The sequence below is a fragment of the Streptomyces xylophagus genome, from assembly GCF_000716435.1.
In the GTDB taxonomy this organism is placed as follows: Bacteria; Actinomycetota; Actinomycetes; order Streptomycetales; family Streptomycetaceae; genus Streptomyces; species Streptomyces xylophagus.
In genome coordinates, this window is sequence record NZ_JNWO01000007.1 from 142526 (window position 1) to 164626 (window position 22101).

General features: G+C 69.1%; 18 protein-coding genes. 9 read left to right on the top strand and 9 right to left on the bottom strand.

The genetic code is table 11. The features are described from left to right. Nucleotides 1-51 precede the first annotated feature (51 nt). The 3 genes from OO70_RS15685 to OO70_RS15695 are packed head-to-tail and all read right to left on the bottom strand — an operon-like array spanning nucleotide 52 to nucleotide 3623. Nucleotides 52-1029 (bottom strand): ABC transporter permease, encoded by a 978-nt coding sequence (locus OO70_RS15685; RefSeq protein WP_043670412.1) that lies wholly within the window; start codon nucleotides 1027-1029, stop codon nucleotides 52-54. Further along, on the bottom strand, nucleotides 1022-2062 hold the full coding sequence (locus OO70_RS15690) for an ABC transporter permease (RefSeq protein WP_043670415.1): 1041 nt from the start codon (nucleotides 2060-2062) through the stop codon (nucleotides 1022-1024). The genes OO70_RS15685 and OO70_RS15690 overlap by 8 nt, the downstream gene beginning before the upstream one ends. Nucleotides 2063-2105: 43 nt before the next feature. Then, on the bottom strand, nucleotides 2106-3623 hold the full coding sequence (locus OO70_RS15695) for a sugar ABC transporter ATP-binding protein (RefSeq protein ID WP_043670418.1): 1518 nt from the start codon (nucleotides 3621-3623) through the stop codon (nucleotides 2106-2108). 262 nt (nucleotides 3624-3885) lie between these two features. Here OO70_RS15695 and rhaI point away from each other — a divergent pair, with 262 nt between their 5' ends. The 6 genes from rhaI (at nucleotide 3886) to OO70_RS15725 (ending at nucleotide 11654) form a co-directional block, all read left to right on the top strand. Next, nucleotides 3886-5046 (top strand): L-rhamnose isomerase, encoded by a 1161-nt coding sequence (gene rhaI, locus OO70_RS15700; protein WP_043670421.1) that lies wholly within the window; start codon nucleotides 3886-3888, stop codon nucleotides 5044-5046. A gap of 106 nt (nucleotides 5047-5152) precedes the next feature. Then, complete coding sequence (locus OO70_RS15705) at nucleotides 5153-7192, top strand: bifunctional rhamnulose-1-phosphate aldolase/short-chain dehydrogenase (RefSeq protein ID WP_043670423.1); 2040 nt, start codon at nucleotides 5153-5155, stop codon at nucleotides 7190-7192. A gap of 8 nt (nucleotides 7193-7200) precedes the next feature. Further along, nucleotides 7201-8652 carry a rhamnulokinase gene (locus tag OO70_RS15710; RefSeq protein WP_043670425.1) on the top strand — a complete coding sequence of 484 codons (1452 nt, stop codon included), beginning with the start codon at nucleotides 7201-7203 and terminating at the stop codon, nucleotides 8650-8652. A 73-nt stretch (nucleotides 8653-8725) separates the two neighbouring features. Beyond that, on the top strand, nucleotides 8726-9505 hold the full coding sequence (locus OO70_RS15715; protein ID WP_043670428.1) for a (Fe-S)-binding protein: 780 nt from the start codon (nucleotides 8726-8728) through the stop codon (nucleotides 9503-9505). Continuing rightward, on the top strand, nucleotides 9502-10989 hold the full coding sequence (locus OO70_RS15720) for a LutB/LldF family L-lactate oxidation iron-sulfur protein (RefSeq protein ID WP_043670430.1): 1488 nt from the start codon (nucleotides 9502-9504) through the stop codon (nucleotides 10987-10989). Before OO70_RS15715 ends, OO70_RS15720 begins: the two co-directional genes overlap by 4 nt. Next, entirely contained in the window at nucleotides 10986-11654 is a 669-nt protein-coding gene (locus OO70_RS15725; protein ID WP_043670432.1) for a LutC/YkgG family protein, read from the top strand. Before OO70_RS15720 ends, OO70_RS15725 begins: the two co-directional genes overlap by 4 nt. Here OO70_RS15725 and OO70_RS15730 read toward each other — a convergent pair. Continuing rightward, nucleotides 11627-14737, bottom strand: coding sequence for an alpha-L-rhamnosidase (locus OO70_RS15730; protein ID WP_043672500.1), 3111 nt, complete (start codon nucleotides 14735-14737; stop codon nucleotides 11627-11629). The two genes, OO70_RS15725 and OO70_RS15730, sit on opposite strands and share 28 nt — an antisense overlap. Before the next feature lie 162 nt (nucleotides 14738-14899). Between OO70_RS15730 and OO70_RS15735 the strand changes: the two genes are divergently transcribed. Continuing rightward, on the top strand, nucleotides 14900-16054 hold the full coding sequence (locus OO70_RS15735; protein WP_043670434.1) for a betaine/proline/choline family ABC transporter ATP-binding protein: 1155 nt from the start codon (nucleotides 14900-14902) through the stop codon (nucleotides 16052-16054). Nucleotides 16055-16079: 25 nt separating this feature from the next. On the opposite strand, the gene OO70_RS15740 is transcribed toward OO70_RS15735, so the two are convergent. From OO70_RS15740 to OO70_RS15755, 4 genes are read right to left on the bottom strand one after another with little or no spacing between them, the layout of a single operon-like run. Beyond that, nucleotides 16080-16658 carry a hypothetical protein gene (locus OO70_RS15740; protein WP_043670438.1) on the bottom strand — a complete coding sequence of 193 codons (579 nt, stop codon included), beginning with the start codon at nucleotides 16656-16658 and terminating at the stop codon, nucleotides 16080-16082. 40 nt (nucleotides 16659-16698) lie between these two features. Further along, nucleotides 16699-17637 (bottom strand): ABC transporter substrate-binding protein, encoded by a 939-nt coding sequence (locus OO70_RS15745; protein WP_199827319.1) that lies wholly within the window; start codon nucleotides 17635-17637, stop codon nucleotides 16699-16701. Continuing rightward, entirely contained in the window at nucleotides 17634-18305 is a 672-nt protein-coding gene (locus OO70_RS15750) for an ABC transporter permease (protein WP_043670441.1), read from the bottom strand. The genes OO70_RS15745 and OO70_RS15750 overlap by 4 nt, the downstream gene beginning before the upstream one ends. Further along, nucleotides 18302-18982: an ABC transporter permease gene (locus OO70_RS15755; RefSeq protein ID WP_043670444.1), complete on the bottom strand. Its 681-nt coding sequence runs from the start codon at nucleotides 18980-18982 to the stop codon at nucleotides 18302-18304. Before OO70_RS15755 ends, OO70_RS15750 begins: the two co-directional genes overlap by 4 nt. A 167-nt stretch (nucleotides 18983-19149) precedes the next feature. On the opposite strand from OO70_RS15755, the gene OO70_RS15760 reads away from it, so the two are divergent. Together OO70_RS15760 and OO70_RS15765 are read left to right on the top strand one after the other, a co-directional pair. After that, nucleotides 19150-19932, top strand: coding sequence for an ABC transporter ATP-binding protein (locus OO70_RS15760; protein ID WP_043670446.1), 783 nt, complete (start codon nucleotides 19150-19152; stop codon nucleotides 19930-19932). Between the two features lie 3 nt (nucleotides 19933-19935). Further along, nucleotides 19936-21246, top strand: coding sequence for an FtsX-like permease family protein (locus tag OO70_RS15765; protein WP_043670448.1), 1311 nt, complete (start codon nucleotides 19936-19938; stop codon nucleotides 21244-21246). A gap of 193 nt (nucleotides 21247-21439) precedes the next feature. Here OO70_RS15765 and OO70_RS15770 read toward each other — a convergent pair whose 3' ends face one another. After that, on the bottom strand, nucleotides 21440-22009 hold the full coding sequence (locus tag OO70_RS15770) for a TetR/AcrR family transcriptional regulator (protein WP_043670450.1): 570 nt from the start codon (nucleotides 22007-22009) through the stop codon (nucleotides 21440-21442). Nucleotides 22010-22101: the final 92 nt, after the last annotated feature.

The window sequence follows — 22101 nt, forward strand, 5'->3', positions numbered from 1 at the left end:
GCGCGGGGAACTGCGCGACCAGCCACATCCGGCCCGCAGCCTTCGAACGACCTATCCAACGGCGCGCGCAGCGGCCCGGGCGATGGAAATCTGACGCGCGACCCGAGGGCCAAGCACCGAAACAACAAGCAGCACACCGGTGACAACAATCTGCGACTGCGCCGAGACATTCAGCAGGCTCATCACGTTCTGCAACGCCCCGAGCAGAAAGACACCGGCGATCGCACCTCCCAACGTCCCCTTTCCACCGTCGAAATCGATCCCGCCGAGCAACACCGCCGCCACAACGGACAGTTCGAGCCCGGTCGCGTTGTCATACCGAGCACTGGCGTAGTGCAGCGCCCAGAAGATGCCGGTGAGAGAAGCCATCAACCCCGTCACCGTGAACAGAATCAACTTCTGCCGCCGAACCCGAATACCAGCGAACCGCGCCGCCTCCACATTCGCCCCGATCGCGAACAACGACCGCCCGAACGGCGTGGCATGCAGCACGACCACAGCGATCGCGAGCAACACGAGGAAAGGCAGGAAAGCCTGCGGCAGGAAGGTGCCTCCAAGCCGCCCAGACGCGAAGTCCAGATACTGCGTGGGGAAATCGGTCACCGCGTCCGAACCGAGCACGATCTGCGCGATACCCCGATACGCGGCGAGGGTGCCGATGGTGACGGCGAGCGACGGCAGCCCCAGCCGGGTCACCAACAGCCCGTTGACCAACCCGCAGGCCACGCCCAGCAGCAGGCAGATCGGGATGATCGTCTCGATCGCCATGCCGTCGTTCCACAACTTGCCCATCACCGCGCCCGACAGACCCGCCGTGGAGGCCACCGACAGATCGATCTCGCCGGCGACGACCAACAGGGTCATCGGGAGGGCGATCAGCGCGATGGGCAGCGTGTTGCCGATCAGGAACGACAGGTTCAGCGCGTTGCCGAAGCCGTCCACGAAGGAGAAGGAGAACAGCAGCAGGACGATCAGTAGGGCGCCAACCACCGTGTCCCAGCGGATCGCGCGCGTCAACGACTCAGGCATGGCGGGCGTTCCTCTTCTTCAGTGCGGTGGCCACGCGCAGCGCGACGATCCGGTCGACGGCGATGGCGAGGATGAGCAGGATGCCGTTGATGGCGAGCACCCAGACGGAACTGACGCCGAGGGCGGGCAGCACACTGTTGATGGAGGTCAGCAGGAGTGCGCCGAGGGCTGCGCCGTACACGCTGCCGGAGCCGCCGGTGAAGACCACTCCGCCGACAACCACCGCGCTGACGACGGTGAGTTCGTAGCCGGTGCCGGTGCCGGAGTCGACGTTGCCGAAGCGGGCGAGGTACATCGCGCCGGCGAGTCCGGCGAGTCCGCCGCAGAAGGTGTACGCGGCGAGGGTCCGCTTGCGGACGGGGATACCGGCGAGCCTTGCGGCCTCGGGGTTGGAGCCGAGCGCGTACAACTCCCGTCCGCTGCCGAAGTGTTTGAGGTAGTAGGCGGTGACGATCAGCACGGCGAGCGCGATCAGCGCCAGCCAGGGCACCGCCGAGAGGCCGCCTGAGCCGAAGTCCACGAATCCGCCCGGGAGATCGGCGGCGGTGATCTGCCGTGAGCCGACCCAGATGGAGTCGACGCCCCGGATGATGTACAGCGTGCCGAGGGTGACGACCAGTGCGGGCACCTGCCCCAGACTGACCAACAGCCCGTTCACCAGGCCGAGTCCGACCCCGAGCAGCACCGCCAGCAGGATCGCGATGACAGCGTTGCCACCGCCCTGGAGGTAGGTTCCGGTGGCGAAGGCCGTGATCCCGAGCGTCGAGCCGACCGACAGGTCGACGTTGCGGGTGATGACGACCAGCGACTGACCGGTGGCGACCAGCACCAGGATGGTCGCGTTGAGGAGCAGGTCCTTGATGCCCTGCTCGGACAGGAACTCGCTGTTGCCCGCCTGGGTGATGCCGATCATCACCAAAAAGACGACCAGGATGGCGAGTTCGCGCATCTTGAACACCCGGTCGACCAGCCGCGTGCTGCTCGACTCGGGCACCTCGGCGGCGGGCGCGGGATTGGGAGCCGTAACCGTCATGCGGCGGCCCTCCCGGAAACAGCGATCGTCATGAAGGCCCTGTTCATGCGGCGGCCCTCCCGGTGGCTGCGGCCATCACGGTTTCCTCGGTGGCTTCGGAACGGGGGATCTCGGCGGTGAGCCGGCCCTCGTGCATCACCAGCACGCGGTCGGCCATGCCGAGGATCTCGGGCAGATCGGAGGAGATCATCAGGACGGCGACCCCGTCGGCGGCCAACTGGCTGAGCAGCCGGTGCACTTCGGCCTTGGTGCCGACATCGATGCCGCGGGTCGGCTCGTCGACGATCAGCACCTTGGGGCCGGTGGCAAGCCACTTGGCGAGGACGACCTTCTGCTGGTTGCCGCCCGAGAGGGTGTTGACGGTGTCGGCGATCCGCGCGTACTTGACGTGCAGCTTCACCGCCCAGTCGAGGGAACGGCTGCGCTCGGCGCCCCGGTCGACCAGGCCGGCCTTGACGGTCGTACGGAGTCCGGTCAGGCCGATGTTGCGCTCGATCGACATGTTCATCACCAGGCCCTGGGCCCGCCGGTCCTCGGGGACCAGGGCGAGGCCCGCCGCCATCGCGGTCGAAGGGGCGCCGTTCGTCAGCGACCTGCCGTCGACCTCGACCCCGCCGGCGTCCCACCGGTCGATACCGAAGACCGCCCGCGCCACCTCGGTACGCCCCGCGCCGACGAGCCCGGCGAGACCGACGATCTCGCCGCGCCGTACGTCGAAGGACACATCGGTGAAGACGCCCTCGCGGGTCAACCGCTTGACGCTCAGGGCGACTTCGCCAGGTTCGACGTCCTGCTTGGGGTAGAGCTCGTCGAGGTCGCGGCCGACCATGCGTCGTACGAGATCATCCTCGGTCATTCCCTCGATCGGTTCGCTGGAGATCAGGGCGCCGTCGCGCAGGGTGGTGACGCGTTGGCAGATCTGGAAGATCTCCTCCAGGCGGTGCGAGATGAACAGGACGGCGGCTCCCTGTTCGCGGAGGGTGCGGACCACGCCGAAGAGGCGGGCCACCTCGCTGCCGGTGAGGGCGGCTGTCGGCTCGTCCATGATGAGGACGCGGGCGTCGAAGGAGAGCGCCTTGGCTATCTCGACGATCTGCTGGTCGGCGATGGACAGTCCGCGTGCCGGGCGCTCGGGGTCGAGCTCGACACCGAGCCGCTTCATCAGGCCTGCGGTCGCCGCGTAGGTGGCCTTGTGGTCGATACGGCCGAGGGCGCGGCGGGGCTGGCGGCCCATGAAGATGTTCTCGGCGATCGACAGGTCGGGGAAGAGGGTCGGTTCCTGGTAGATCACGGCGATACCCGCGTCGCGGGCGTCACCGGGGCCGTGGAAGAGGACGGGCGCGCCGTCGAGGAGCACCTGGCCGGCGTCGGGCCGGTGCACACCGGCGAGGGTCTTGATGAGAGTGGACTTGCCCGCGCCGTTCTCACCGGCGAGTGCGTGCACCTCACCGGGGAAGAGTTCGAGGGACACGTCCCGCAGGGCGCGCACCGCGCCGAAGGACTTGGAGATGCCCTTGAGCGCGAGCACCGGGGCCGGACCCGCTTCTGACGGGTGGGTCATGAGGGGCTCCTCGACGACGCCGGCGGGTGGGCCCTCACAGCGTCGTGAAAGGTTTCAACTTGGTTGCCGGGACGTTAGGCGCGCCAGCCTTGTCACGTCAATGGGTCCGCATCGAAAAACTTTCGATAGCCAAAGGTCACGTTGGAGTCACGGAGCACAGGCTTCGCCGTAGGGCTTGACACCCCTTCGGGAGGCTCATAACTTCGCCTCCTGAATCGTTTCATACACACGCCGTTTCGTCGCACGTCACAGGAGCCCTCAAGTGACCGATCTCGCCGCGGTGAAGGCCGCTCTCAGGACCCAGGCAGTCGAGACGCCGTCGTGGGCGTACGGGAACTCGGGGACCCGCTTCAAGGTCTTCGCCCAGGAGGGCGTTCCGCGGACTCCGCAGGAGAAACTGGAGGACGCCGCCAAGGTCCACGAGTTCACCGGCGTGGCGCCGACGGTGGCCCTGCACATCCCCTGGGACCGGGTCGACGACTTCGGGGCGCTGGCCAAGTTCGCGGACGACCACGGGCTGAAGCTCGGCGCGATCAACTCCAACACGTTCCAGGACGACGACTACCGGCTCGGCAGCGTGTGTCATCCCGAGGCGGCGGTGCGGCGCAAGGCGCTCGATCATCTGCTGGAGTGCGTCGACATCATGGATGCGACGGGCTCCGCGGATCTGAAGCTCTGGTTCGCCGACGGGACGAACTATCCGGGGCAGGACGACCTCGCTGCGCGGCAGGACCGGTTGGCTGAGGCGCTCGCGGCGGTGTACGCGCGGCTGGGGGACGGGCAGCGGATGCTGCTGGAGTACAAGTTCTTCGAGCCGGCCTTTTATGCGACGGACGTGCCGGACTGGGGTACTGCGTACGCGCATTGTCTGAAGCTCGGGCCCAAGGCGCAGGTCGTGGTCGACACCGGGCATCACGCTCCCGGCACCAATATCGAGTTCATCGTCGCGACGTTGCTGCGGGAGGGGAAGCTCGGGGCGTTCGACTTCAACTCGCGGTTCTACGCGGACGACGATCTGATGGTGGGGGCGGCTGATCCCTTCCAGTTGTTCCGGATCATGTACGAGGTGATTCGGGGTGGGGGGTTCACCGCCGATGTCGCCTTCATGCTCGATCAGTGTCACAACATCGAGGCGAAGATTCCGGCGATCATTCGGTCGGTGATGAATGTGCAGGAGGCGACGGCGAAGGCGTTGCTTGTGGATCCGGTGGCGTTGGCTGCTGCGCAGCGGGCTGGGGATGTGTTGGAGGCCAATGCCGTGTTGATGGACGCGTACAACACGGATGTGCGGCCGCTGCTGCGGGAGTTGCGTGAGGAGCAGGGGCTTGCCCCTGACCCGATCGCTGCGTATCGCTCCAGCGGGTGGCAGGAGCGGATTGTTGCTGAGCGGGTTGGGGGGCGGCAGGCCGGTTGGGGGGCGTGAGCGTTTGCCTGGATCTGTTTGATTGCGGGGTGCGGGCCGTATGTGGCTGGTCGCGCAGTTCCCCGCGCCCCTGATAGTCCCCTCTCTCACGTAAGGACCCGAGTTCATGGCACCGCACCCCGAAGCCGCCTCTCTCCTCAGCCGCTCTCATCGGCTTGGCGCTGATCCGCGCAACACCAACTACGCCGGCGGGAACGCTTCCGCCAAGGGCACTGACACGGACCCCGTCACCGGTGGTGATGTCGAGTTGATGTGGGTGAAGGGGTCCGGGGGTGACCTCGGGACGCTCACCGAAAGTGGGCTCGCGGTGTTGCGGCTCGATCGGATGCGGGCGCTTGTCGATGTGTATCCGGGGGTTGAGCGCGAGGACGAGATGGTGGCCGCGTTCGACTACTGCCTGCATGGGAAGGGGGGTGCGGCGCCCTCGATCGACACCGCGATGCACGGTCTCGTGGAGGCCGCGCATGTCGATCATCTGCATCCCGACTCGGGGATCGCGCTGGCCTGTGCCGCCGATGGGGAGAAGTTGACCGGCGAGTGCTTCGGGGACACGGTGGTGTGGGTGCCCTGGCGGCGGCCCGGGTTTCAGTTGGGGCTGGACATCGCCGCTGTGAAGGAAGCCAATCCGCAGGCCATCGGGTGTGTGCTCGGGGGGCATGGGATCACGGCGTGGGGTGACACGTCCGAGGAGTGCGAGCGCAACTCGCTGCACATCATCCGGACCGCCGAAGCGTTCCTCGCCGAGCGGGGGAGGCCGGAGCCCTTCGGGCCCGTCGTCGAGGGATACGGTGCGCTGGGCGACGGCGAGCGACGGGAACGGGCTGCCGCCCTCGCGCCGTACGTCCGTGCTGTCGCCTCTCAGGACCGGCCGCAGGTCGGGCACTTCACCGATTCCGCGGTCGTGCTCGACTTCCTCGCTCGGGCCGAGCATCCCCGGCTGGCCGCGCTCGGTACCTCCTGCCCCGACCATTTTCTGCGGACGAAGGTCAGGCCGCTCGTTCTCGATCTGCTGCCTGCCGCTCCGCTGGACGAGGTGATCGCGCGGCTCAAGGAGTTGCACGCCGCCTATCGCGAGGAGTACGCCGCCTACTACCAGCGGCATGCCGTCTCCGACTCCCCCGCGATGCGTGGTGCCGATCCGGCGATCGTGCTGATCCCGGGCGTGGGCATGTTCTCCTTCGGCAAGGACAAGCAGACGGCGCGCGTGGCCGGCGAGTTCTACGTCAACGCCATCAACGTGATGCGCGGCGCCGAGGCCGTGTCGGCCTACGCGCCGATCGAGGAGTCGGAGAAGTTCCGTATCGAGTACTGGGCCCTGGAAGAGGCCAAGCTCCAGCGGATGCCGAAGCCCAAGCCGCTCGCCACGCGGGTCGCGCTCGTCACCGGGGCCGGCAGCGGGATCGGAAGGGCCATCGCCCGGCGACTCGTCGACGAGGGCGCGTGCGTCGTGATCGCCGATCTCAACGCGGAGAACGCGGCCTCCGTCGCCGAGGAACTGGGCGGGCCCGACAAGGCCGTCGCCGTCACCGTCGACGTGACGGACGAAGAGCAGATCGCCGATGCCTTCAAGGCTGCGCTGCTCGCCTTCGGCGGAGTCGATCTCGTCGTCAACAACGCCGGGATCTCCATCTCCAAGCCCCTGTTGGAGACTTCGGCGCGGGACTGGGATCTGCAGCACGACATCATGGCCCGCGGGTCGTTCCTCGTCTCGCGTGAGGCGGCGCGGGCGATGATCGCGCAGGGGCTCGGTGGCGACATCCTGTACATCGCGTCCAAGAACGCCGTGTTCGCCGGGCCCAACAACATCGCCTACTCCGCCACCAAAGCCGACCAGGCCCATCAAGTACGGCTGCTCGCCGCCGAGTTGGGTGAGCACGGTATCCGGGTCAACGGGATCAACCCGGACGGTGTCGTGCGGGGCTCGGGCATCTTCGCGGGCGGCTGGGGTGCGCAGCGGGCGGCGACCTACGGGATCGAGGAGGAGAAGCTCGGCGAGTTCTACGCCCAGCGGACCATCCTCAAGCGTGAGGTGCTGCCGGAGCATGTCGCCAATGCCGTCTTCGCCCTCACCGGTGGGGACTTGACGCACACCACCGGGCTGCACGTCCCGGTCGACGCCGGCGTTGCGGCCGCCTTCCTTCGGTGAGCGCCGACGTGAAGACGTACGCCGCGGTCGACCTCGGCGCGTCCAGTGGGCGTGTCATGGTCGGCCGTGTCGGGCCGGACTCCCTGGAGTTGACGGAGGCCCATCGCTTCCCCAACCGGCCCGTCCGCACTCCCGAGGGGCTGCGTTGGGACATCCTCGCGCTGTACGCGGGGGTCCTCGACGGGCTCCGGGCTGCGGGCGCGGCCACTGACGGGCACCTCGATTCCGTCGGCATCGACAGTTGGGCCGTGGACTACGGCCTGTTGGACGCGGACGGGGCACTGCTGGGCAATCCCGTGCACTATCGGGACGCCCGCACGGAGGGGGTCGCCGAGAAGGTGTGGGCGACCGTCCCCGCGGCCGAGTTGTACGCGTCGACCGGGTTGCAGTACGCGCCCTTCAACACGTTGTACCAGCTCGCGGCGGCCCGTGATTCGGCCCAACTGGCGCATGCCGAGCGGCTTTTGCTCGTTCCCGATCTGCTGTCGTACTGGCTCACGGGCTTGCAGGGCACCGAGCTGACGAACGCCTCCACCACCCAACTCATCGAGCCCCGGACGCGCGACTGGTCGTACGACATCGCCTCGCGGCTCGGCATCGACCTCGGGCTGTTCGCGCCCTTGCGGCAGCCGGGTGATCCGGCGGGGGTGCTGCGGGCCGAGGTGGTGGAGGAGACCGGGCTGCGGGGGCCCGTGGCGGTCACCGTGGTCGGGTCGCACGACACCGCGTCCGCTGTCGCCGCCGTCCCGGCCGTGGCGGAGCGGTTCGCCTATATCTGCACCGGTACGTGGTCCCTGGCCGGTGTGGAGCTGGCTGCTCCTGTGCTCAGCGAGGCGAGCCGGGGTGCCAACTTCACCAATGAGTTGGGGCTCGACGGTACGGTCCGCTATCTGCGGAACATCATGGGGCTGTGGCTGCTTCAGGAGTGTGTACGGGCCTGGGGGGAGCCCGAGTTGGGTGACCTGCTGCGCGGGGCGGCCCGGGTGCCGGCGCTGCGGTCGGTCGTGGATACGGGTGACGCGGCGTTTCTGGCGCCGGGGCGGATGCCGGAGCGGATCGCCGACGCGTGTCGTCGTTCCGGGCAGCCGGTGCCGGAGTCCCGGGCGGAGATCACGCGGTGCATTCTCGACTCGCTCGCGCTCGCCCATCGGCGTGCGGTCGTCGACGCCCAGGCTCTCGCCGACCATCCGGTCGACGTCGTGCACATCGTCGGGGGCGGTACCCGCAACGCGCTGCTGTGCCAACTCACCGCCGACGCCTGTGGGTTGCCGGTGGTGGCGGGTCCGACAGAGGCCGCCGCCCTCGGTAATGTGCTCGTCCAGGCCCGGGCCCACGGGCTCGTCGGTGACCTGGCCGGTATGCGAGGACTCCTCGCCCGTACGCAACCGTCCACCCGCTATGAACCGCAGGGCGACACCGCCCGGTGGCGGGCGGTGGAGGCTCGGCTCGCCGCGCGGTGAGCCGGGGGCTCCCCCAGAGCTTGCCCTCCGGCTACGCTGCACTCATCCGATGATCGACCACTAAGGAGCCGCGATGCGTGTCGCCCTGTTCCTGACTTGCGTCAACGACACGCTCTATCCCGACACCGGGCGCGCCGTGGTGAAACTGCTGACCAGACTGGGCGTCGAGGTCGATTTCCCGATGGCCCAGACATGCTGTGGACAGGCGCACTACAACACCGGCTACCGCCATGAGGCCGAGCCGCTGGCCCGGCATTTCTCCGATGTCTTCGGGGAGTACGAGGCGATCGTCACGCCGTCCGGGTCGTGCGGGGCGATGGTGCGGGAGCTGTATCCGCGGATGGGGGAACGGGCGCGAGCCGAGGGGCGCGGGGACACTCTCGCGGCCACGCTGGCTCCGGTGGTGCCGAAGACGTACGAGCTCACCGAGTTCCTCGTGGACGTGCTCGGGGTGACGGATGTCGGTGCCTACTATCCGCACAAGGTGACCTATCACCCCACCTGCCACGGGCTGCGCAGTCTCGGGCTCGGCGACCGGCCCCTGAAGCTCCTCCAGGCAGTCAAGGGGCTGGAGTTGGTCGAGTTGCCCGGCGCCGACGAGTGCTGTGGGTTCGGCGGGACGTTCGCCGTGAAGAACGCCGATGTCTCCGCGGCGATGGGTACCGACAAGGTGCGCAACGCCGAGTCGACGGGCGCCGAAGTGCTGTGCGCGGCGGACAACTCCTGCCTGATGCACATCGGGGGCACGATGACGCGGCTCCACACCGAGATGCGGCCGGTGCACATCGCGGAGATCCTGGCCGCCACGGAAGCCTCCGCCGAAGTCTCCACCGAAGAGGAGCCGAGCGCATGAGCGGCACGTTCGTCGGAATGCCCGCGTTCCCGGCCTTCCCGGTGGCCGCGCACGAGGCCGTCAACGACCAGACCCTGCGCGGAAATCTGCGCCACGCCACCCACACGATCCGCGCCAAGCGGGCCAAGGCCGTGGCGGAACTGTCCGACTGGGCCGCCCTCCGCGAGGCCGGCAAGCAGATCAAGGACCACACCCTCCGCCATCTCGACCGGTATCTCCTCCAGTTGGAGGAGTCGGTGACGGCGGCCGGCGGCATCGTCCACTGGGCCGCCGACGCGGACGAGGCCAACCTGATCGTCACTCAACTCGTCAAGGAGACGGGCGAGTCGGAGGTCGTCAAGGTCAAGTCGATGGCCACACAGGAGATCGGGCTCAACGAGGCCCTGGAGGCGGCGGGCATCCGCGCCTACGAGACCGATCTCGCCGAGCTGATCGTGCAGTTGGGCAAGGACCGCCCCTCGCACATCCTGGTCCCCGCGATCCACCGCAACCGCGGCGAGATCCGCGAGATCTTCGCCCGCGAGATGAGCGAGTGGGGCCGCCCGGCACCGGACGGGCTGACCGACACGCCCGCCGAACTCGCCGAGGCCGCTCGTCTGCACCTGCGCGAGAAGTTCCTGCGCGCCAAGGTCGGCGTCTCCGGCGCCAACTTCATGGTCGCCGACACCGGCACCCTCGTCGTCGTCGAGTCGGAGGGCAACGGCCGGATGTGCCTCACCCTCCCCGAGACGCTGATCTCGGTCGTGGGCATCGAGAAGATCGTGCCGACCTGGCAGGACCTGGAGGTGTTCCTGCAGACCCTCCCCCGCTCCTCGACGGCCGAGCGCATGAACCCGTACACCTCCACCTGGACCGGCACCACCGACGGCGACGGCCCGCGCGCATTCCACCTGGTCCTGCTCGACAACGGCCGCACCGACACCCTCGCCGACGAGGTCGGCCGCCAGGCCCTGCGCTGCATCCGCTGCTCGGCCTGCCTGAACGTCTGCCCGGTGTACGAGCGGGCCGGCGGCCACGCCTATGGCTCGGTCTACCCGGGCCCGATCGGCGCCATCCTCAGCCCCCAACTCCGGGGCACCGCAAGCGAGATCGACGCCTCGCTGCCGTACGCCTCGTCGCTGTGCGGTGCCTGCTACGAGGTGTGCCCGGTCGCCATCGACATCCCCGAGGTGCTGGTGCATCTGCGGGAGCGGGTGGTGGAGGGCGGGCCGGTGACCCGTGAGGGCAACAAGGTCGTCCTGCAACCCGCCAAGGGGCATGCGGCCGAGCGGGCGGCGATGCGAGCGGCCCGCTGGACGTTCACCCACCCGGGCGCCCTGCGCACCGGCCAACGACTCGCCTCACGCACCCGGCGCTTCCACCCACGGACACTGCCCGGCCCCGGCAAGGCGTGGAGCGGCACCAGGGATCTGCCGACCGTTCCTGCGGAGCCTTTCCGCGACTGGTGGCAGCGCACGCACGGCGGAAAGGACGGCGCGAAGTGAGCAGCAGGGAACGGATTCTGGGCCGCGTGGAGCGCGCGCTCGCGGACGTGCCGCAGGACGACACGCCTTACGAGCAGGCAGTCCAGCGCGACTATCTGCGCGAGCACGGGAACCGGAGTGCCGCCGAGACGGTGGACCTGCTCGCCGAGAACCTGGCGGACTATCGAGCGCTCGTGCACCGGTGCACGGAGGCCGAACTGGCCGCTGTGATCGCCGGGTTGCTCGCCGAGCGGGGTTCCAGGTCGGTCGTCGTACCGCCGGGTCTTGAGCCTTCCTGGCTGGCCGCGACCGACGTGGAGCAGATCGCGGACCGGGCCGAGAACACCCCGCACGAGCTGGACCGGGTCGACAGTGTGGTCACGGCGTGCGCGGTGGCCGCCGCCGAGACCGGGACCATCGTCCTGGACGGTGGCCCGGACCAGGGCCGTCGCCGGATCACGCTCGTCCCCGACCACCACATCTGTGTCGTGCGGGTGCCGGACCAGGTGGTGTCCTCCGTGCCCCAGGCCCTCCAACGCCTCGATCCCGCACGGCCGTTGACCTGGATCTCGGGTCCGTCGGCGACCAGTGACATCGAGCTGGACCGGGTCGAGGGGGTGCACGGTCCACGCACCCTGGAGGTGGTGCTGGTGAGCGATCAGGCGAGCGGGGCGGTCAACTCGTAACTCCCCGAGGAGAGTTCGAAGGACGCGGTGCCGTCCGCGCAGCCGAGGAGTTCGACGCCCGGCGCCTCGGCGAGTGGTCTTCCGTCCTCGTGGACGGTGGACGGGTCGGTGGCGGGGACGCGCAGGGTCGCCGTGCTGTTCGCGGGGACCACCGCCCGGTACGTCAACTTCCCGTCCCGCGCGGTCCATTCGCTGACGATCTCACCGTAGGGCGAGACGTGCGAGCCGCGCACGTGCGTGATCCTTCCGGTCGGGTCGACGTGCGGCCGGAGGAAGAAGTGCTTGAAGCCCGGGTGGTCGGGGTCCTTGGCGATGCCGGCCATGCTCTCGTACATCCACTCCATGATCGCGCCGTATGCGTAATGGTTGAAGGAGTTCATGTCGACCGGCCCGAAACCGTGCTCTGTCGAGTACGAGTTCCAGCGCTCCCAGACCGTGGTGGCGCCGTTGGCCACCGAGTACAGCCAGGACGGCATCGCGTTCTGGTGGAGGAGCCGGTACGCGAGGTCGACGCGGCCCTCGTCGGTGAGGACGGGGGCGATGACGTTCACGCCGAGGAAGCCCACGGAGAGGGTGTTCTCCGCGTACTCCACGCGGGTGCTGTCGGGGTGGGCCGCCTTGTAGGCCGGGCTGTTGCCGATGTTGTCGGCGAGCAGGGTGACCAGGTGGCGATGCTGGAACTCCGTGTCGTAGAAGCCGAGTTTGAGGATCCAGAGCAGGGCGGTCTGGGTGTCGTCCTCGGTCTTGCCCGTGGTGTTGCCGGGGGTGTGGGGTGGTGGGTCGCCGAGGCTCGAGCGGACCGTCAGTTGTCCGGTGAGGGCGTCGGTGGCGAGGTACTTGGTGAGGAAGGCTCGTTTGATGTGGGTGAACAGCCGCTCGTAGGTGGCTGTTTCGGCGGTGCGGCCGGTGGCGCGGGCCATGTCGGCCATGAGGCGGGCGGTGTAGCCGTAGTAGACGTCGCTGATGAGCTGGGTGCTGGTGATCTGGAAGGCGAGCCAGTCGCCGAAGACCGCGCCCTGGCCGGCGTAGGTGTCGCCGGAGTGCTGTCGGATCCAGTCGAGGTACTTGGTCATCGCCGCCCAACTGCGGTCGATGATCGTGGTGTCGCCGGACATCTGCCACACCGTCCACGGCACGACCACCCCGCAGTCCGCCCAGCCGCTCGCGGGAAGCGGCTGGCCGTAGCGGTGGCCGGGGGCGACCCAGGGGAACTGCGCTTCCCCAGCGCCGTAGTTGTGCTGCGAGTCGATCAGGGTGTCCTGGAAGTGGCTGAGGAAGGAGACCGAATCGGTGTTGTACAGGCCGGTGTGGGAGAAGAGCTGGGTGTCGCCGGTCCAGCCGAGGCGTTCGTCGCGCTGGGGGCAGTCGGTGGGGATCCACAGGTAGTTGCCGCGCTGGCCCCAACGGACGTTGCTGATCAGCTGGTTGACGGCGGTGTCGTCGGTGGTGACGGCGCCGATGTCGCGGAGGGCGGAGGTGGCCATGCGGCCCGTGAGGTCGACGAGGGTCACGGTCCCGGTCGTGGTGACGGAGACGTACCGGAAGCCGTAGAAGGTCAGCGAGTCCTGGTGGGTCTCGCCGGCGGGGTCGCCCTTGAGGACGTAGGTGCTGGTGGCCTCGGCGGTGCGCAGGTTCGCGCGGTAGACCGAGCCGGCGGGTCCGTCGGCGCCCGCGCTGTCGTCGTTGAGTATCTCCCCCGGTTTGAAGGCGACTTGGGCGCCCGGCGTGCCGCGCAGGGTGTAGCGGGGCACGCCGACCAGGTTCTGGCCGAGGTCGATGACGGCGGTGTCGCCGGGGTGCAGGGTGACGGAGACGGTGGCCGCCCGCTCGGGATCGGTCACCGTGCGGACGGGGTCGACGACGATACGGCCCCTGCCGTTCGCGCTGCTCTCCTGGTCCGCTACTCCCGTGTAGACGGTGACGGACTGCGGCCGGCGGTCCCACTCGGGCACCAGGCGGGCGCTCTCGCCGGGGTAGGCCACCAACTGGGCGTCGGGGAACGGGTCTTGTGCCTCGACGGCAGACCAGGCCGAGGCGTCGTAGCCGTTCGCCGTCCAGCCGGGGAGTTCCCTGCGGGCGTCGTAGAACTGGCCGTCGTAGATGTCGTCGGCGCGGTAGGGACCGGTGTCGGTGGCTCGCCAGTCGTCGCCGGGAGCGGTGACGATCGTCTGCGTGGAGCCGTCGGCGTACCGGATCAGGAGTTTCGCCTTGAGGGCGAGGGAGTTGCCCTCCTCCGACCAGTAGGCGCTGTTCTCGGAGATGCGGCTGTTGTACCAGCCATTGCCGAGCACGGCCGCGAGGGTGACCTGTGACGGGTCCGCGAGCAGGTCCGTAACGTCGTAGGTGAAGTAGTTGACGGTGGTGTCGTAGTTGGTCCAGCCGGGGGTCAGCAACTCGTAGGTCATGCCGTTGCCCTGCGGCACGGAGACACGCCGGCCGTTGACGTAGGCGTCGTACACGCCGAGTGCGGACACATACAGGCGGGCCTCGGTCACCTGGTCGCCCGTGAGTGGTGTCTGGTGGCGCAGGAGGGGTGCGCCGGGGGTGTTCGGCCGCTTGCCTGCCATGGCGATCCACTGGGCGCCGTCCCAGCCGGTGACTCCGTCGGTGCTGAGCAGGCCGGTCTCGAAGAAGGCGGTCGGGTCGGCGTGGACGGCTCGGCCGTGCTCGTCCCACACCGTCACCGTCCAGTGGTAGCGGGTCGAGGCGCGCAGTTCGGGGCCGGAGTACCGCACCGCGACCGAGTCCGCCGAGTCGACACGGCCGCTGTCCCAGACGTCGGCCCGGCCGTGGGCCAGGTGCTGGGGCGAGGAGGCGATCCGGATCCGGTACGCCGTCTGGCGTCGGCCCCGCGCGGCGGACGCCATGCGCCAGCCGAATCGCGGGTGTGCCGCGTCCGTGCCGAGGGGGTCGGTGCGGTGTTCCACGGTCAGGCCCGACACCGTGGTGCGGGCCGATGTCGTTCCTCCGGCGTCGTTCGCTCCCGCCATCGCCGCGGGGACGACGCTCAGGGCCGCCGTGGTGAGCAACGTGCGGCGGCGCAGCCTTGCGGCGCGGGCCGCTGCGTCGACTCCGTCGTTCATGCCGCTGTCCCTTCGGCTGTCGTACGGGCCGTCCGAGAGGTGGAGTTGCATCGGTGAGGTCGAGAGGTGCGTCGCATCATTTCAGGGTCGGCATGCGCGCGTCACCAACCGGTGGGACGCCGTTGAAGGGCGGTGCCGGACCGGTGCCGTTAGCGTGAGGACATGATCCGGTTCGAGCAGGTCAGCAAGCGGTATCCGGACGGTACGACGGCCGTGGACGGACTGTCCTTCGAGGTGAACGAGGGTGAACTCGTCACGCTCGTGGGCCCGTCCGGGTGCGGCAAGACGACGACCATGATGATGGTCAACCGGCTCATCGAACCCACGTCCGGGCGGATCCTCGTGAACGGCGAGGACATCGCCGGCGTCGACCCGGTGCGGCTGCGCCGCCGTATCGGATACGTCATCCAGCAGGTGGGCCTCTTCCCGCACCGCACGGTCCTCGACAACACGGCGACCGTGCCGTCCCTGGTCGGCTGGAAGCGGACGAAGGCGCGGGCCCGGGCCGCCGAGCTGCTCGATCTGGTGGGCCTGGACCCGAAGACGTACGGCCCGCGTTATCCGGACCAGTTGTCGGGCGGACAGCGGCAGCGCGTCGGGGTGGCGCGGGCGCTGGCCGCCGATCCGCCGGTGCTGCTGATGGACGAACCGTTCGGCGCGGTCGACCCCGTGGTGCGGGAGCAGTTGCAGGACGAGTTCCTGCGGATGCAGGCCACCGTGCGCAAGACGGTGCTGCTGGTCACGCACGACATCGAGGAGGCGGTACGGCTCGGCGACCGGATCGCCGTGTACGGGCAGGGGCGGATCGAGCAGTACGACACACCCGGCGCGGTGCTCGGCACTCCGGCGACGCCGTATGTCGCGTCGTTCGTGGGCGCGGACCGGGGTCTGAAGCGGCTGTCGGTCACGGCGATCGAGCCCGACGACCTCGAACAGCCACCGGTCGCCCGTCTCGACGAGCCTGCTCAGCGGGCCGCCGACCGGTTGCGGACGGAGGGCGCGCGGTGGGCGGTGGTCCTCGACGAGCAGGGTGAACTGCAGGGCTGGGTCAAGGCCGACGAACTCACGGCCGACGGCACGGTCGGCGAACGCGCCCACCGGATGAACGCCTGGGTCCCGGTCGGCGCCCCCTTGAAGCAGGCGTTCGGCGTGATGCTCCAGCACGACGCCGGGTGGGTCGCCGTACTGGACGGAGCCCGCTTCCTCGGCGTGCTGACCCCGGCGAAACTGCACGAGGCGTTGCGGCGCTCCGTGGACGCGGACGCCCTCGGAGTGCCGCGCGGACAGGTGGACTTCGACTCGGTGGCGGACGCGTGAGGGTCGGTTCCCGGCCCAGAAGGGCTCAGGAGTAGGTGATGGGACAGCCCTGTCGCAGCGAGTGCTGGGCGGCTCGCAGGTACAGGGCCACGTAGAAGGCCGTGTCCAGATCCTCGCTCCAGCGGCCGGGGCGGGCAGCGGCCAGTTCCTCCGCCTCACCTTCCAGGAACCAGAAGGTGAGCGCGAGGTTCTCGGTCGCCTCCGGTACCTCGGCGGGCAGCTCCAGGGCCGCCGCCAGGCGTTCGGCCAGGGCGAGCACCTGGGGCGCTCCCGCGATCACCGTCTCGTCCGCGTACGCGGAGCCGATCGGCAGCCGTATCTCCGCGTCCAGCGAGACCGGCACCAGGACCGTCCAGTCGCCGATCAACTCACGCTCCTCAGGCGTCAGTTGAGCACGGCAGAGCGCGTCGAAACCCTTCATGGACGGGCTCAGTTTCTCCTCGAAGCCCAAGGCCCCCTCCCGCTCCGGCGCAGCTGCATAGAGCGGCAGCCCGCGTCGGGCCAATTCCGCGTCGAGCCCCTTGGCGATCGCCCCCATTCCCCCTTCCCCCGTGTCCTCACGCAGCCACTCTCCAACACCGACATCGATCAGATAGACACCCATGCCCGAAAGCTACAACCCGCCACTGACAACGGCCCGAACCTCACTTCAACAGCCCCTTGTCCTTCAGATACGTCCGTGCCACGTCCTGCGCCAACCGCCGCCAGCTGTCGACCTGTTGATTCATCGATGCCAGGTCGGCCGTGGTGAGGACGTCGTTGAGTTTCCCCAGCGCCTTGGTCACACCGGAGCTCCCTGCCCGGGAACGGTTGACGACCGGGACGACGTAGTCGGCGTTCTGGAGGTGCTTGTCGTCGGTGAGGAGGACCAGGCCGAACTCGTCGAGGGTGGCGTCGGTCGTGGTGGTCAGCACCATCTGGTCCTGCCCGTTCTGCACCGCGCTCTTCGCCTGCGTGGTGCCGACGCCCTTCGGGTCGACGGCGGTGATGTCGATGCCGTAGGTCTTCTTCAACCCCGGTTCGCAGTACGGCCGTTGCACGCACTCGTCGCCCGCCGCCAGCCGCACTTTCAGTCCCGAGGCGCCGAGGTTGCTGAGGGTCTTAAGGTGGTGCTTCTCGGCATACGAGCGGGCCACCGCGAAGGCGTTCTGGTCGACGGCCTTCCCGGGGTCGAGGACCGTGAGGCCGCGGGGCGTGGCCAGTTGGCGCAGTGCCCTCATCGTGGTGGCGAGGTCGGGTGAGCCGACGGCGGGTGCGTCGGGGCCGTTGGTCTTGGCGTTGAGCCAGTCGGCGAAGGTGGCCGCGTACTCGGGTACGACGTCGATCTGCCCTGATTCCAGGGCGGGTTCGTAGAGTTCGCGGTTGGCGACGGTGAGCAGGGACGTCTTGTAACCGGCCTGCTTGAGCAGGAGGGCGTACATCTGGGCGAGCAGGTCGCTCTCGGTGAATCCGGCCGAGCCGATGGTGAGGTGGTGGCTGTCGCCGGGTGGTGCGGTGACGGCGCCCTGGTTCTCCAGGGAGGGTCCGGTCGAGCAGCCGGTGACCGCGAGGAGCAGCACGGCCGCGACGATGTGCCGCCTCATCGCACTCCCCTCGCCCACCGGGGCGCCAGCCGTTCGGCGACCTCGAAGACGCCCTCGACGAGCAGCGCGAACACCGCGACGAGGACGGCCCCGGCGACCACCTGGGCGGTGTTGGCGAGGTTGAAGCCGGCGGTGATGATGCGACCGAGTCCGCCACCGCCGGCCAGCGCGGCGATCGTGGCGGTCGCGACGAGCTGGACGGCCGCGATCCGTACGCCGTTCATCAACAGCGGGAGGGAGAGCGGCAGTTCGACGCGGAACAGCATCTGCGACCCGGTCATCCCCATCCCGCGCGCGGCCCGCACCACATCGCGGTCGACCTCGCGCATACCGACGTAGGCGTTGGTGAGCAGGGGCGGTACGGCGAACAGGACGAGGGCGACGACCGTGGGCCCCTCGCCCCACTTGCCGATCGGGGTCAGGAGCAGCAGGACCAGTACGGCGAAGGTGGGCACAGCGCGGCCGATGTTGGAGATGTTGACGGCAAGCGCGCCGCCCTTGCCGAGATGGCCGAGGACCAGCGCGACAGGCAGGGCGATCAGGCAGCTGATGACCAGGCAGACGACCGTGAGGACGAGGTGCTGCGCGAGCCGGTGCCAGATGCCGTCGTCCCCGCTCCAGTGGGCGGAGTCGGTGAGCCAGTGCCAGGCATCGGTCAGGGTGTTCATCCGCGCACCGCCCGCGTCCAGGGGGTGATCAGGCGTTGCACGAGCAGGAGGAGCAGGTCGGCCACGATCGCGATCACCACACACAGCACGGACGCGGTGAGCACCTGTGCCTTGAAGTAGGTGTTCATGCCCGCGTAGATGAGGTTGCCCAGCCCGCCGAAGCCGACGATCGCGCCGACCGTCACCAGCGAGACCGCCGAGACGGTGGCGATGCGCAGTCCGGCCATCGCGGCGGGCAGCGCGAGGGGCAGTTCCACGGTGAGCAGGAGGCGGATCGGGCCGTAGCCCATGCCGCGTGCGGCCTGTCGGGTCTCTTCGGGTACGGCGCGCAGCCCCGCGAGGATGTTCCTCACCAGCAGGGTGAGCGAGTAGAGGACGAGCCCGGCGACGACGAGGGTGGCGGAGAGGCCGTACACGGGCAGGAGCAGGGAGAACATCGCCAGGGACGGGATCGTGTAGAGGATCGTCGTCACCGCGAGCACCGGTCCCGCCGCCCAGCCCCAGCGGCGGGCCACCACCGCGAGTGGAAGCGCGATGGCCAGGCCGATGAGCACCGAGATCGCGGTCAGCTGGAGATGCTGGCCGACCGCGTCGACGAGGATGTGGCGGCGGGTGCTCAGGTACTCGCCGCAGATCCACTCGTTGCGGGCGAGGCAGTCGTCCGGGGGCGCGGTCACGGGTCCATTGCATCGGGTGGGCCAGGGGGTCGGCTCGTTCTGGTGACCCGTACGGGGTGTCGCTGAGTACACCCCCGGATACGGGTTCTGCGCCCAATGTGTGCCGGACGCCGTCTCCGTAGCGTCTTCGACGAGGCACAGGGCGTGCCGCACGGAGGGTGAGGGCGATGTTTCGCACCGCACGACGGACGCACGACGAAGGACCCGCCGCCGAGGCACTGCGGCTGGTCAAGGTGAGCAAGACCTACGGCTGTGACGACAGCGCCGTGACCGCGTTGGACGGGGTCACGCTGAGCCTGGAACGCGGCACCTTCACCGCGGTGATGGGTCCTTCCGGGTCAGGCAAGTCCACACTCTTGCAGTGCGCGGCGGGTCTTGACCGGCCGGACAGCGGGATCGTGATGGTCGACGGCACCGAGATGACGGGCGGAAGCGAGGCCGAGCTGACGAGGTTCCGGCGCGGTCGGATCGGGTTCGTGTTCCAGCAGTACAACCTCCTGGACACGCTCACCGTCGCGCAGAACACCGTGCTGCCGCTGAAGCTCGCGGGCCGACGCGTCGACCGTGACCGCGCCCGGGAGATCCTGACCGCCGTCGGCCTCGGCGACCGGCTCGGCCACCGCCCCGACCAGCTGTCCGGCGGTCAGCGGCAGCGGGTCGCCATCGCCCGCGCGCTGGTCACCGAACCCCGGGTGATCTTCGCGGACGAACCGACCGGTGCCCTGGACACACGCAGCGCCCGGGAGGTGCTGCTGCTGTTGCGGGAGGCGGTACGAGTACACGGCCGGACCGTGGTGATGGTGACGCACGACCCGGTCGCCGCGTCGTACGCCGACTCGGTCGTGTTCCTCGCGGACGGCCGGCTCGCCGGCCGGATGCACGCGCCGACCGTCGATGCGGTCGCCGAGCGGCTGGCGCACCTGGGCGACGACGTACCGGTGGGGGTGTGAGCGATGTTCGTCCTCGCGATGCGTTCGATCCGGCAGCGGCCGGGCCGGTTCCTGGCGACGCTGCTGGCCGCGTTCCTGGGCGCGGCGATCATCATGACGTTCAACTCGCTGCACGACACGGCGGCGCAGCACGGCATCGACGCGGTCAGCGCCGAGACGCTGTCCACGTCGGCGAGCGTCGTCGGCGGCTACGGCACCCTGCTGGTCTTCTTCGCCGTCGCCTCCACCCTGACGGTCAACGTCCGCCAGCGCACAAGGGAGTTGGAGACCCTGCGCTGCTCGGGGGCGACACCGGCGCAGCTCAAGCGGATGGTCGTGGGCGAGGCGGTGGCCGTCGCCCTGGTGGGCGCGGTCCTCGCCATCGGTCCGGCGATGCTCGGCGGGAGGGCACTGCTCGGGGTGTTCCAGGACAGCGGCCAGGTCGCCCGGTCCGTCGACTACTCCTTCGGCCCGTTCGCCCTCCAATCGGGCCTGGGCATCACGCTGTTGGCCTCGGCGGGCGCCGCGTTCCTGGCCGTACGGCGGGCAACACGCGGACGGCGACAGCGGGGCCGGGCGCGGACGTTCTTCGCCTACGCCGCGCTGGTCGCGGGTGTGGTGTCGGTGACGGCGACCTTCGCCTTCTCCGCCACGGACGCGGCGTTGATGGCGGCACCGGCGTACGGGGCGACCCTGCTCTCGGTCGGCTTGGCTCTGCTGGCACCACGGCTACTGAAGGGCATGCTCGACCGGCTCCAACTGCCGGGCACGAGCGGCTGGTTGGCCGTACGCAATCTGCGGGAACGGGCCGACCAACTCGCCGGCATCCTGATGTCGCTGATCATGTTCACGGCGGTGTCCACGGCGACCCTGTACATGCAGGCGGTGGAGAGCGACGCGGTCAAGGCGTCGGGCCTGACGAAGTCGGTGGACGCGAAGAACCTGGAGACCCTCAACTTCACGGTCGTCGGCATCATCGTGGTCTTCGTCTGCGTGATGCTGGTCAACTCCCTGTACGCGGCGACGACTTACCGCGCCCGGGAGTTCGGCGGACAGCGCCTGGCGGGCGCGACTCCGGGTCAGGTACTGCGCACGGTGGGCACCGAGACGGCCGTCCTCACGGTCACCGGGGTACTGTCCGGCACGGTGGCCGCACTGGCCGGGATCGTCCCCTTCACCATGGTCCGCACCGACTCGGTCCTCCCGCACCAGGGCCTCGGGATCTGGCTGACGGTCGTCGCGGTGGCGACGACGGTAACGCTGGGGACGAGCGTGGTGACGGCACGGCGGGTGCTGCGGACACCGGCGGTGGAGTCGGTGGGGCTGGCGGCGTGAGTACGAGGGCATTGCGGTTGGGGGCAGGCGTTACGGACGTCTGCCCCTTCCTCGTGTCTACGCAGGCCAGCCAAATGCGCCACGGTACGGCGTCGCCCTATAGGGGCGCGGGGCGGTATCAATATGCGGCTCCGCCGCGTGAGCGCGCCCAGCCACAACGGCGCCGCAGACAACCCACAACAGAACCCGGCGTTCAGGCAACCCCGCCCGCATCCAGCAGCGTCGTCACCGTCTCCAGAGTGAGCCCGTCCAACGTCTCCAACTTCGCACCGGCCCGAGCATTCGCACCATCAAAGACCAGCATCAACTGCCGCGCCAACAACTCCGGTTCACGCGCGCCCCCCAACTCGCCCTGCACCCGGAACGCGTCCTGCATCCGCTCCTTCGCCGCGCGAGCGACCACGCTCGCCGGGTGCTCGGGGTCCTTCAGCTCGACCAGCGCGGCAAGAAACGGACAGCCCATGAACCCGGGCTCAACCGAGACCTTCTCCACCTGCTCGAAGATGTACAGGATGCGCTCGCGCGGCGTACCGGCGTCGTCCACACCGGCCGCGATCCGCGCCGCGTAGCCGGAGGCGCGTCGCTCCAGGCTCGCGGCCAGGACCTCGTCCTTGCTGTCGAAAAGCTGATACATCGATCGCTTCGAGACGCCGGCGGACTTGCACAGGGCCTCCACGCCGATGGAAACGCCGTCGCGGTAGAAGAGCTCGGTCGCCGCGTCGAGCAGTCGTTCACGGGGTGACGCCTTGTCCGTCGTAGCCATACTGCGAGGTTACCGCGCCGGAAGCCAAGAGGAAACCGATCGGTGTACAAGCTTGCGCAGGCGCCTTATCCCGGGTGACAGTGAGGGTGAAC